Here is a 1,082-nt window from a genome sequence, read left to right as displayed (position 1 = left end):
TCGCCTCATCATCAAAGATCGGAGTAATACTACCTACCAACCAAGTCGTAAAACTGTAAATTGTCAGTGCTATAACAACAACTACCAACAACACCGCGATTACTCTTTTCCTGGTCACAAACCTCCTTACTTTGGCAGAAAGGTCATTGTAAGGTTTATTTTCTTCTTTCTGATTGAGTTTATGAAAATAGAAAATGAACAAAAATAATAGTAAGGTGGTGATGATATCGAAAGTAAACTGAAGGTCATAAGCGTCTCTAAACCAATTATCTGTCAGGTCTATATTTGCGATGTCTTTAAATAATCTTCGCACCACAATCAAAGTAATGATCTCATATTGCTTGGCCACGTAGTTGGTGGTAGAATGAGGTATATGATACACCAGCAAATACACCTCAAAAAGAAGAATAAATGAAAATGGCGTATAAATAGCCGATATCGGATTTTGTAATAATTTGGAATTGCTCTCAAAGTGCAATAGATCACCACGCGCCAAAAAGATAAGTGCCAGGTGAATGACAAAACTCGCTATAGAAATCCACACTATATAGATTTCAGCCTTTTCCTTCGATGCTTCGGAGAGCAGTAAGTTATAGGTTTTATTAAATAGCGTTTTACGCTTCATCAATGTATAAACATCGAATATTTAAGTTAGTTTAAACCAATACTTGTTGCCAGAGGAAAGACTGAAAGAGCTAACAAGTAGCTTTTTAGCGATAAATCAATAATTAATCATTAGATTAGCATGTTTTATTTTTTGAAAACCACTTCAATTTTCTCAAGTTGAATCACACTAAGTTATATGCGATTTTAACATATCTTATTGCAGCCGTATGGTTTATTAACGGATTACTTTGCAAAGTATTGAATCTTGTTCCGAGACATCAGCAAATTGTTTCTACAATTATTGGAGATCAATACTCAAGAACTTTTACGATAATTATCGGGCTTTTAGAAGTTGGTATGGCAGTGTGGGTATTGAGTAAAATAAAACCAAAAATAAACGCAGTCTTTCAAATAGTAATAGTAGCCTCAATGAATATTCTGGAGTTTTTCATCGCATCAGAATTACTACTTTGGGG

General features: G+C 34.2%; 1 protein-coding gene and 1 pseudogene. One reads left to right on the top strand and one right to left on the bottom strand.

Annotated features, from left to right (window positions below; genetic code table 11):
* Positions 1 to 625, bottom strand: a pseudogene (locus tag E1176_RS00755) (hypothetical protein); the annotation flags it as partial.
* 158 nt (positions 626 to 783) lie between these two features.
* On the opposite strand from E1176_RS00755, the gene E1176_RS00750 reads away from it, so the two are divergent.
* A partial coding sequence (locus E1176_RS00750) for a DoxX-like family protein (protein ID WP_155208681.1) occupies positions 784 to 1,082 on the top strand: 299 nt, incomplete at its 3' end.

Origin of the sequence: Fulvivirga aurantia, assembly GCF_009711475.1 — a bacterium.
GTDB lineage: Bacteria > Bacteroidota > Bacteroidia > Cytophagales > Cyclobacteriaceae > Fulvivirga > Fulvivirga aurantia.
This window is presented reverse-complemented; position numbering and strand designations above follow the sequence as displayed.